Source organism: Verrucomicrobiota bacterium (genome assembly GCA_016871535.1).
Taxonomy (GTDB): domain Bacteria; phylum Verrucomicrobiota; class Verrucomicrobiia; order Limisphaerales; family SIBE01; genus VHCZ01.
In genome coordinates this window covers 1-12,111 of the sequence record VHCZ01000188.1, presented here as the reverse complement: position 1 = coordinate 12,111, position 12,111 = coordinate 1, and the positions used below count along the sequence as shown (strand labels likewise).

5 protein-coding genes are annotated in these 12,111 nt (G+C 61.0%); all 5 read left to right on the top strand.

Annotation, left to right across the window (positions count from 1 at the left end):
* Positions 1-82 precede the first annotated feature (82 nt).
* Positions 83-2,122, top strand: a complete 2,040-nt coding sequence (gene uvrB, locus FJ398_20070) for an excinuclease ABC subunit UvrB (protein ID MBM3840216.1) — start codon at positions 83-85, stop codon at positions 2,120-2,122.
* Positions 2,123-2,401: 279 nt separating this feature from the next.
* The gene (gene glpK / locus FJ398_20065) at positions 2,402-3,886 is read left to right on the top strand and encodes a glycerol kinase GlpK (protein ID MBM3840215.1); all 1,485 of its coding nucleotides are present in this window, start codon (positions 2,402-2,404) and stop codon (positions 3,884-3,886) included.
* A gap of 153 nt (positions 3,887-4,039) precedes the next feature.
* Positions 4,040-5,671 (top strand): glycerol-3-phosphate dehydrogenase/oxidase, encoded by a 1,632-nt coding sequence (locus FJ398_20060; GenBank protein ID MBM3840214.1) that lies wholly within the window; start codon positions 4,040-4,042, stop codon positions 5,669-5,671.
* Positions 5,672-6,050: 379 nt separating this feature from the next.
* Positions 6,051-6,896, top strand: a complete 846-nt coding sequence (locus FJ398_20055; GenBank protein ID MBM3840213.1) for a prepilin-type N-terminal cleavage/methylation domain-containing protein — start codon at positions 6,051-6,053, stop codon at positions 6,894-6,896.
* Between the two features lie 125 nt (positions 6,897-7,021).
* Positions 7,022-12,111: hypothetical protein (locus FJ398_20050; GenBank protein ID MBM3840212.1), on the top strand; the 5,090-nt coding region annotated here is incomplete at its 3' end.

The following is a 12,111-nucleotide window of genomic DNA, read 5'->3' as shown; positions in this document are numbered from 1 at the left end:
GGTTGGCAAGGAGCTTCCCTGGTCCGATCATTCTGACTGCCTCGGTTGACACTCGCCGGACCCGCTCGTAAGTTCGCCGCCGATGTTCGAATTGGCCGCGCCTTACCAACCCGCCGGGGATCAGCCCCAGGCCATCGCCCGATTGACCGACGGCCTGTTCTCCCGAGCGAAACATCAAACGCTCGTCGGCGTGACCGGGTCCGGCAAGACGTTCACCATTGCCAACGTCGTGCGCAACGTGAACCGGTCCACGCTCGTCATCTCCCACAACAAAACTCTCGCCGCCCAGCTTTACGCGGAGTTCAAAAGTTTGTTTCCCAATAACGCCGTCGAATACTTCGTCAGTTACTTTGATTACTACCAGCCGGAGGCTTACATCCCGCGCACGGACACCTACATCGAGAAGGATTCGAGCATCAACGAAGAGATCGAACGCCTCCGGCTCTCGACGATGAATTCGCTGTTTTCGAGGCGGGACGTCATCGTCGTGGCGAGCGTTTCCTGCATTTACGGCATCGGCAGCAAAGAAGATTACGAGGCCATGGTCATCCCGTTGCGGATCGGGCAGGAGATCACGCGCGACCAGTTCCTGAGCCGCTTGGTCGATCTCCAATACAGCCGCAACGACGTGGATTTCAGCCGCGGCCATTTCCGGGTGCGCGGGGACACGGTCGAACTCTGCCCCGCGTATGCGGAGGACGCGATTCGCGTGGAGTTTTTCGGAGACCAGATCGATCGCCTGACGCGCTTCGAGCCGCTCACGGGCCGGAAGCTGGACGCCTTGCAAGCCATCACGGTTTATCCCGGCAAACAGTTCGTCACGCCCATGGACAAGATCAAGCGCGCGGTGCTGGGCATCCGCGAGGAACTGACGGAACGGATCGCGTGGTTTGAAGCCCGGGGCAAGCTCCTCGAAGCGCAGCGGCTGAAAATGCGGACTGAATACGACCTGGAGATGATGCTGGAAATGGGCTTTTGCTCCGGGATCGAAAATTATTCGCGGCATCTGAGCGGACGGGCGCCCGGCTCGCGGCCTTGCACGCTCTTCGACTTTTTTCCTTCGGACTATTTGCTCGTCATTGACGAATCGCACGCCACGGTGCCGCAGATCGGCGGGATGTACGAAGGGGACCGTTCGCGCAAAACGGTTCTGGTGGAGCATGGGTTCCGTCTGCCCAGCGCGCTGGACAACCGGCCGTTGAACTTTCAGGAATTCCAGCAAACGCAGAACCAGACCATTTACGTGAGCGCCACGCCCGGCCCCAAGGAGATCGGCTGGTCCAAGGGCCAGATCGCGGAGCAAATCGTGCGACCGACCGGTTTGGTCGATCCGACGGTGACCTTGAAACCTCTGAAAGGTCAAATCGATGATTTGATCCATGAAGCCCGGAAACGCGTCGAGGCGAAGGAACGTGTCCTGGTCACGACGCTCACCAAACGCACGGCTGAGGAACTGACCGATTACCTCCGCGACATCGGGATCAATGTCCGCTATCTGCACAGCGAGATCGACGCGATTGAGCGCGTGGAGATTTTGCGGGCGTTGCGCAAGGGCGAATTCGACGTGCTGGTGGGGATCAACTTGCTTCGCGAAGGATTGGACCTTCCCGAAGTCTCGCTCGTGGCAATCCTCGACGCGGACAAAGAAGGCTATTTGCGGTCCACGACCAGCCTGATTCAAACCGCCGGCCGCGCCGCGCGCCATCTGCACGGCGAGGTGATTCTGTATGCGGACGTGAAGACGCAGAGCATCCAGAAGTTTCTCGCGACTTCCGAGTATCGACGCCAGAAGCAGCTTGCCTACAATCAGGCGAACAACATCACGCCGCGCAGCGTGAGCCGTCCGGTCGAGGAAGGCCTCTCCTCGCAAAAGGAAAGCCGGGCGGCGGCCGTGATTCAGGATGCGGGCGGAAATTTTGACGTGACGGAAACAATTCGCGAACTCGAGGAGGAAATGCTCGCGGCGGCGAACAATCTGGAGTTCGAGAAGGCGGCGCTGCTCCGCGATCAGATCCGCGAGTTGAAACGGACCTTTGGAGGAAAGGCCGACCCCGCGGCGCCGCGCGTCACAACCTACCCCAAGGCCCGGCGCCGAGCGCGCAAAGCGATGATGCCTGATTGATGCGGCCCGCCTCATTGCTCGTAGCGCAGCAGAATTGTATTCCCTCCGTCAGGCGGGGCGAGGCTCCTGCCGAGCCAACGCCATCGTGGAAAACGTCCTGTTCCTTTCGGACCTGCACTCGGCTCATGAACCCGGCAGGGCGAGTCCGTCCAGGCGAGCCGAGTTCGACGTGCGTGGAACACGTCCGACTCGGCTCGCTGGGGACAGGCTCGCCCTACCGTCTGGTTCCTCTGCGGTTTTGAGGTTGAAGCGTCCGCAAAACGCTATACATACGGGACCGTGAAATACATCCTGGCCCTCGACCAAGGCACCACCAGTTCTCGGGCGATTGTCTTTGATCAGTCCGGTTCGATCAAATCCGTCGCTCAAAAGGAATTTCCTCAGTTGTTTCCACAGCCCGGTTGGGTGGAACACAATCCCGCGGACATCTGGTCCACGCAGGCGGGCGTCGCCGTGGAAGCGCTGGCCAATGCGCATTTGACCGGCCGCGACATCGCGGCGATCGGCATCACCAACCAGCGCGAAACCACCGTGGTCTGGGATCGCAGCACCGGCAAACCGATCGCCAACGCCATCGTCTGGCAAGACCGCCGCACGGCCGCGCTGTGCGATCGGCTCAAGGCAAAACGGCTCGAACCGCTCATCCGCAAAAAGACCGGGCTCGTCATCGACGCCTATTTTTCCGGGACCAAACTGCAGTGGCTGCTCAATCATGTGAAAGGCGCCCGCGAAAAGGCGAAGGCTGGCGCCCTGGCGTTCGGGACCGTGGACACCTGGCTGGTCTGGAACTTGACCGGCGGGAGGCGGCACGTGACCGACGTCACCAACGCCTCGCGCACGATGCTCTTCAACATCAAGACCGGCGAATGGGATGAGGAGTTGCTGAAAATCTTCGGCGTGCCGCGCGCAATGCTCCCGGAAGTGCGCAGCTCCAGCGAAGTCTATGGCGAGACCGAGTTGCTGAGCGAGCGCACCCCGATTGCCGGCATCGCGGGCGATCAGCAGGCCGCGCTCTTCGGCCAAGCCTGCACCAAGCCCGGCATGGTCAAGAACACCTATGGCACCGGCTGCTTCATGCTCATGAACACCGGGACCAAGCCGGTCGCATCCAAGAACAATCTTCTGACGACCGTGGCGTGGAAGATTGGCGACCGGACCGAATACGCGCTGGAGGGCAGCATCTTTATCGCAGGCGCGGTCGTGCAATGGCTGCGCGACGGTTTGGGCATCATCCGTTCGTCCTCGGACGTCGAAGCGCTGGCGGCTCAAGTGCCGGATGCGGGCGGGATTTATCTGGTGCCGGCCTTTGCGGGTCTGGGCGCGCCGCACTGGGATCAGTACGCCCGCGGCGCGATTCTCGGCCTCACGCGCGGCGCGAACGCGCGGCACATTGCAAGGGCCGCGCTCGAAGGCATCGCGTTCCAGGTGCGGGACGTTCTGGCCGCCATGGAATCGGATTCCGGAATTCGTTTGAAAGAATTGCGCGCGGACGGCGGAGCGGCGCGCAACAATTTGCTGATGCAATTTCAGGCCGACTTGCTCGGCGTGCCGGTCGTGCGCCCGAGAGTTTCGGAGACGACCGCGCTCGGCGCGGCTTATCTTGCCGGGTTGGCGGTGGGTTACTGGAAGAACGAAACCGCGATTGCCGGGCAGTGGCAGCGCGACCAACAATTCCGTCCCCGCATGAAACCCGCTCTCAGAGCCAAGCTGGCGGTAGGATGGGCTAAAGCCCTTGACCGCGCCAAAGATTGGGAAAGCCGATAGCTCCAAGCCGGCGGATTTGATTCTCAACAGGAGGTAGCGGAGCCAACAGAGAAACCGCAAACTTAAATCGAGACCCGGACTTCGCAGCGAGGCCTTGTTCTCTGTGGCCTCTGTTTGCTCCTGTTGAACTCAACTTCCGTTGCAGAATCCATCATGACGCGTTCAGAAGCGCTCGCCGCTGCGCAGGAATCGGCCCGCGGCTGGGACGTGATCGTCATCGGCGGCGGCGCCACAGGATTGGGCACGGCCGTGGATGCGGCGGCACGCGGCTACCGCACGCTGTTGCTCGAACAAAACGACTTTGCAAAGGCGACCTCCAGCCGCAGCACCAAACTCATTCATGGCGGAATTCGCTATTTGCGGCAGGCTAATGTCTCCCTGGTGCGCGAATCGTTGATCGAGCGCGGCTTGCTGTTTCGCAACGCGCCGCACCTGGTTCGTTCCCGAACCTTCGTTGTGCCAAACCATCGCCGGCTGGACGCCGCGTACTACGGAGCCGGGCTGAAGCTCTATGATCTGTTGGCTGGCCGCCTGAGTTTGGGGCCCTCGAAGCTCATTTCTCGTGAAGAAACATTGCAGTTGCTGCCGACGTTGCGCCCAGAAGGCCTGCGCGGCGGCGTCCGATATCTCGACGGACAATTCGACGACGCGCGGCTTGCGGTTTGTTTGCTGCGGACGCTGGCTGATCTGGGCGGGACAGGCGCCAACTACGTGCGGGTCGTCTCGCTATTGAAAAGCCCGGGCCGCGTGTGCGGTGTGGCGGCTTGGGACGAGGAGAGCGGCAACGAATTTGAGATTCGGGCCCGCGCCGTGATCAACGCCACGGGCGTTTTCGCCGACGCCATGCGCCACCTCGACGCCGCGGATTCCCGGCCGCTGGTTACGTTGAGCCAGGGTGCTCACGTGGTGCTCGACAAATCGTTCCTGCCTGGCGACAGCGCGCTGATGATTCCGGAAACAGACGACGGTCGCGTGCTGTTTGCGATCCCCTGGTTGAATCGCGTCGTCGTCGGCACGACGGACACGGCGGTCGCGGAAGCCGGATTGGAACCACGGCCGCTCGACGAGGAAATTGAATTCCTGCTGCAACACGCGTCGCGTTACTTGACGAAAACTCCGACTCGCCGAGACATTCTCAGCGCGTTTGCCGGATTGAGACCGCTGGCGGCCACAGGCCGGAAACGGAACACTTCCGAAATCTCCCGCGGGTATGCTTTGAGCGTGTCTTCATCAGGCCTGATCACCATCACCGGTGGAAAATGGACGACGTATCGGAAGATGGGCGAAGCTGCCGTCGCGTTGGCGGCGGAAGTCGGCGGTCTGAAGAAGGCGCCGCCTCGAACGCGCGAATTGAAGTTGCACGGCTGGTCCGAGGAAGCGCGCGATGATTCACACTGGCGCGCATATGGCGCCGACCTCGGCATGGTGCAGGCTTTGCTCCAGGAGCATTCGGACTGGAATCAGGCGCTGCATCCCAGGCTCCCCTACACGTTGGGGGAAGTCGTGTGGGCGGTCCGCCATGAGATGGCTCGCACGGTCGAGGACGTGCTGGCCCGGCGCACGCGCGCGCTGATCTTGGATGCGCGAGCGAGTCTCGAGGCCGCGCCGCACGTCGCCGCGCTGATGGCGAAAGAGCTGGGTCGCGACGAGCGTTGGGTGGCCGAGCAATCGTCGGCCTTCGCCGAGTTGGCTCGCGGCTATCTGCCAGGACAAAGCAGGACGCAGCCATTTGCCGTCTCCAATCGCCTCTTTAACTCATTTAACGATTCAACTCATTTAACTTAGCCACAGCCGCGATTCCGTAACAATCGTCACCGATTTTTAGCTGGCGCTCACCGCGGACCCCAGGCATAAATAGCCGCGCAGCAAACGAAACCAGGCAAGTGCTATGACACGGAAATTACGCTACATGCGCGGCGCGGAATTTTTGGCGTGGGCGAGGCGCGAACGCCGAGCATACCTGCAGGGGTCTGTTAGGCGTGAGCAACGAAGTCCACGTCGAAAAGGACGGCCGCCCTGCGGGTTGCGCCAGATTTGTCTTTGGGCTTCGTGGCTCGTCGGTCCCAGACCCACTTCGGGGTATGCTCCCTCCTCGCGCCTCGCCCCAAGCCAAATCTGGCGCAACGCATGTCTCGTAATTTCCGTGTCACAGCACTCGCTGATGATGTTCCAACCGAAACCTGCCCCGGCTCTGCCAACGCTCGCCCGAAACGAGAAAAGCGGTTTCACCTTGATCGAACTGCTGGTCGTCATCGCCATCATCGCCATCCTTGCCGGAATGCTCCTGCCGGCGCTGAGCAAGGCCAAAGAACAAGGCCGCCGCGCGAAGTGCACGGGCAATTTGAAACAGATCGGTCTGGCCGCGTCGATGTACGCCGACGATAACAACAACTCGTTCTTTCATCTGAACGGGTCGATCCCAAACGACGGGCAGTGGACCTTGAATCCGCGCACCACCGCCATTCTGCCGAAAGAGCATCAATATGCGTATTGGGCCATCGGGTATTGGGACTATTACGGCGGCACGAAGGAAGTGTTCGGGTGTCCGAGCGCCAAGACCGTCGATGAATGGCACGACGACAATCGCTACTATCCGAAAGAGTTTTGGCGGAATTCCACCTACGGCATGCCTGGCAACCTCATCACGCCGTACAGCGCCGCCGCCGGATCCGGTTTTCTCAAGGTCAGCAGCTACAAAAGCCCGCAAACCACAATCTTCTGCCAGGACGCCGCCGAACAAAAAATGGAAGGGCCCGACGACAGCATCGGTTTGTTCCCGGGGAAGACTCAAGTGCTGGAGCAGTGGATTGGCAATCCGCCCGGCAGCGGCGGCCTGGGACGCTCCCTCTACAATGGCTTCCGCTTCGAGTGGGAATGGTGGCGGCATGGCCGCGTTTGCAACACCATCTGGGTCGGAGGCAATGTCTCCGGCATTAAGTTCAAAGACTACAAAGGCGTCGATTACCGCTGGTACACTGGCGAAGAGCCCAGGGAGCAGCCCCGATTCTAAGTGACCGCTCATTCCATGAACCGCAAGCAGGTAGGGCGAGCCTGTCCCCAGCGAGCCGATCCGGACGTGTTCCAAGCACGTCGAGCGGCTCGCCGGGACGGACTCGCCCTACCGGCGACGGGTTCATGGGCCTTTTCCTGGAAAATCTTCCTGGCACTGTGCGCCGCCGTTGTCCTTATTTGCGGTTGCAGCCGAGAAGCCGCGCCGCCGAAACCTCTCGCGATCGATCAGGCGCCCGCGAGTTTGCAGGAGGTCTTCAAAGGCGCCAGCCCGGAATCCAAGAAGTTGGTGGACGACGCGGTGGCCGCGCTTGGCGGAAAGGATTTCGCGAAAGCGTTGTTTGCGCTGCAAAGCCTGTCGGGCCGCTCGGATCTGACGGCATCGCAGCGAGACATCGCCTCCCGCTCGATGCTGGCGGTGAACCAGGCGCTGGCGGACCAGGCCAGCAGCGGCGATCAAAGCGCGCAACAGGTGCTGCAATTTCAAAGAAGCAACAAGTGACGAAACCTGAAACGAACAATCCTATGAAACTTCAACACCCTCCATTGCGTTCCCTCCTGGTGCCGGCCATCGCCTCGGCCTTGCTTTGCGCCTCGGTGCATGCCCAACCCTCCGGGCAATGGGATTTTGATAAGAGCGACCTTTCGGCGACCGCCGGCACGGCGCTTCAGTACCTCGATGGAGCAGGAGCCGCCACGGCTCAGCAGACGAAATTCGGAACCACCACGTCATTCGGCATTCCAGACATCGGAGGCACCGCCGCGCAAGTCATGAAATTCCCCGCCGCCGGCCCAGGCATGGGGTTCGCGATGCCCACGCCAAAGGCGGCGAATGGAGGTGGCAGCTTCGTCAACCAATGGACCCTGATTCTCGACATTTTGTTTCCAGCCGAGTCGGAGGCGAAAGTCCGCGCGATCATTGACACCGATGGCGGACTGTTCAATCCGGACTCGGACCTCTTCATTGGGGCCAACGGCGGGCTCGGCGTGGGCGGGCAGTTCGCCGGAAAGCTTTTGACGAACACGTGGTACCGCATTGCGTTCGTCGTGGATGCTCAAGCCAAGACCATTTCAAAATACATCAATGGGGTGCAGGTCGGCGTTCAACCGACCGATTCCTTGGATGGCCGCTGGGCCTTCGCGCCGGGGAGCAACGCCCCCTTGTTCGCGGACGACAATGATCAGACCACAGTGGGCTACGTCAACAGCATCCAACTGCGCGATGTCGCGTTGAGCAAAGCACAAATGCTGGCGCTGGGTGGGCCCGTGGCGGCAGGCATTCCGAAAGATTTGCCGCCGGTGCCTTCTTACATCGAACAAGCCATTCCGCTCACCGCCTTCGCGCCCAAGGGCACCGACATTGGATTTGTCCTGAATCTCGGAGATACCACCGTTCAGGACAGTTCGATCACGCTCAAGCTGGACGGCGCCGCCGTGACCGCGCCTTCCATCAGCCGCAGCGGCAAGCTGGTGACTGTTCGCAAAACAGGCGTCGATTTCGCTATCCCCTCCAGGCACACGATCGAACTCAGCTACACGGACAGCCTGAAAGGGGCGCAGACCGCTTCGCATCAGTTCGACATCGTCATCTTCTACGAAGACTTCGATGGACTGAAGTTGGAAGACAGTGTGGATGAATTGGCCGGCACGCCCGCCGTCTGGACCAAGACGCCACCGACCGGTTGGAAGATTGATGACAGCAAAATGCCTGGAAAGGACGATCCCGATGTGGGACGAACCGAGTGGGAAGGTTGGAGCTTCGCCAATCGGGAATTCTGGATTCGGGCGGACGATCAAACGCGGTCCCTGTTCACACTGGCCAGGAACACCGTCGCCATTGCCGACCCGGACGAATGGGATGATCGCGGCGCCCCCGTCCGAACGGTAGGTTATTTCAATTCCTTCCTGAGCACGCCAGCCATTCCCATTACCGGAGCCGCCGCCAACTCCATTTTCGTGCGCTTCGATTCAAGCTGGCGCCCGGAAGGCATGGATGACGCGGGTCCGGACGGCCAGCAGACCAACAATCAGACCGCGACGGTGATGGTGTCGTACGACGGCGGTCCCGCCGTCCAAATCTTCAAATACGATTCCGACCCGAAAAGCCCGACTTACAAGCGCGACGCGCAAAACGAGACCGTGATCGTCGATGCCAAGAATCCCCCCGGCGCCAAACAAATGGTGCTGACTTTCGGAATGACCAACGCGGGGAACGACTGGTGGTGGGCGTTCGACAACTTGATTGTCAACGTCGGAGTCAAGCCGCCGAGAATCACCCAGGAACCCCGGTCGCTCGAAGTTACGGCTGGCCAGTCGGCAACCTTAACTGTCGCGGCCGAAGGCGACTCGCTTTCGTATCAGTGGTTCAAAGCGGCGCCCACCGGGAAGGCCGCGATTTCGGGCGCGACCCGAGCCCAATTTTCTATTGCGTCCACCACCCTCGCCGACGCCGGTTCGTACAGTGTCGAGGTCAGCAACCCCGGCGGCAAAGCCACGAGCACAGCCGTGGACCTGAATGTCATTCCCAATCTGGGGGGCACGATCCTTTTCTCCGAGAATTTCGACAGCCTGGCTTTGAGCACGAACGTCAACGAAGCCTTGTTTGGCGCGAAGGTCTGGACGAAGAAGCCGCCGGCAGGGTGGACGATCGATGACTCGATGATGGCCGGCATTGATGATCCCTCGTCCGGCGTGACCGAATGGAAAGGCTGGAGTTTTGCCGACGCCAAATGGTGGGCCGCGACGGCTGGAGACCAAAGACGCTCCGAATTCACGAAAGCCAGCGGGGCGGCGGCCATTGCCGATCCGGACGAATGGGATGATCGCGCGCCGGCCAGCAGCCTGGGCACTTTCAACTCCTTCCTCAAGACGCCGCCCATCTCGCTCGCGGGCATCAAACCGAATTCGGCGGTGCTTCGCCTCAATTCGAGCTGGCGTCCGGAGGGTAATCAAACCGCCACGATCTCCGTGTCCTACGACGGGGGAGCGGCGGTTGACGTGCTGGTTTACAAGGAAACCTCGGACGACAAGACCAACGAAACGTTGGATTTGAAACTGAACAATCCGGCGAACGCCAAGACCATGGTGATCTCGTTCGGCCTGACGGACGCGGGGAACAATTGGTTCTGGGCCATCGATAACATCGTGGTGAAGGCCGAGCGCCCGCCGCTGTTTGCCGAAAACTTCGAAGGTTTGACTCTTGGGCCGAACGTGGAGGAAGGGATCACCACGGGCAGCGGCGGCGCCAAACCCAAGGTTTGGACCAAGACGCCGCCTTCGGGCTGGATTGTCAACGACGCCGGAGTGCCCGGCGCCGGAACGGACAATGACGGCGTGAAAGAATGGGCGGGGTGGAGTTTCGCCGACCGCGCCTGGTGGGCGAGCACCGCTGGCGATCAACAGCGCTCCCAATTCACGAAAGGCGTCGGCGCCGTCGCGATTGCGGATGGTGACGAATGGGACGACCTTCCGCGCGCTTCGGGAACGATGAACGCGTTCCTCAGCACGCGCCCGATCGACATCACCGGCCAGGCGGCCAATACTCTGGTGCTGCAGTTCGATTCCAGTTGGCGCGACGAGCCGGCGCAGAAGGCCAACGTTCGCGTCAGTTACGACGGCGCCGCGCCCATGGAAGTGCTGCGCTGGGAATCGGTCGAAACCAGCCCCAACTTCCATAACGACGCGGTCAACGAAACGGTGTCTGTGCCGCTACGCAATCCCGCGGGAGCCAAGAGCATGGTCATTACCTTCGGATACCTCGACGCCGGCAACAACTGGTGGTGGGCCATCGACAACATCCTGGTTTCGGCAGGAGAAGCGCCGCCTCCGGCCGTGGCGCCTGCGATTGCGACGCAACCTCAAGGAGCGACCGTGACCGCGGGCGCAAGCGTGACCTTGACCGTTGCTGCCAGCGGCACAGCGCCGCTTGCTTATCAATGGAAAAAGGGCGGCCAAAATATCGCCGGCGCAACTCAGCAAACCCTGAACTTGAGCAACGCACAAGTAACGGACAGCGGCAGCTACACGGTCGATGTCACCAATTCCGCAGGCACGGTGACCAGCCAGGCGGCGGTGGTCACGGTCAATCCGCCCGCCACGGCCCCTGCGAGAATCACCGACGGCCTCGCGGTGTATCTCAAGTTCGACGGCGATTTGAAGGACGCGTCCGGCAACAACATCAACGGCACGGCCGTCGGCTCACCGACGTTCGCCGCTGGCAAAGTCGGTTCGGGCGCCTTATCCGTGACGTCCAAAAAGGACGGCACATCGTTTAACTATGTCACTCTGGGAACGCCCGACGTTTTGAAGTTCGGCACGAACACGGACTTCACAGTGTCATTCTGGGCGAATTACAAGACCTGGACCGCCGATCCGTCGTTCGTTTCCAACAAAGATTGGAACAGCGGCGGCAACACCGGCTTCGTGATCGCGACGGCCGGTGACGGGCGCCTCCAATGGAATTATCGTGTCACGGGCGGCGCGGCCCGGAAAGATTATGACGGTCCGGCAGGAGCGTTCACGGGCGGTGGCTGGCACCACGTCGTGGTGAGCTTCGCGCGCAACGGAGACGCCAAAGCTTACCTCGACGGAAAACTGGTGAATACGTCAGCGATTGGAGCGAGCACGGGCACGATTGATTCTGGATTGCCGATCAACATCGGCCAGGACGGCACAGGCAAATACACGGACGGCGGCGCGGTCGGCGTCGATAACGGGTTAATTGATGAAGTGGCCATCTGGCGCCGAGCGTTGGACGCGACGGAAGTCCAAAAAGTGTATGTCCGTGGATCAGCCGGCGTGAGTTTCGATTCCCCGGCCTTGACGGACGACCTCGCGGTTCATCTGACGTTCGACTCGGATTTGAAAGACTCGTCGGGCAATAACCTTCACGGCGCCGCCGTCGGCGCCGTGTCCATCGGTCCGGGCAAGATTGGAACGGGCGCGCTGGTCGTGAACTCGAAGAAAGATGGATCTTCGTTCAATTATGTCACGCTCGGGATGCCCGAACTGTTGAAGTTCGGAACCAACACCGACTTCACCGTTTCGTTCTGGGCCAATATCAAGACCTGGACCGCCGATCCGTCGTTCGTTTCCAACAAAGATTGGAACAGCGGCGGCAACACCGGCTTCGTGATCGCGACGGCCGGTGACGGGCGCCTCCAATGGAATTATCGTGTCACGGGCGGCGCGGCCCGGAAAGATTATGACGGTCCGGC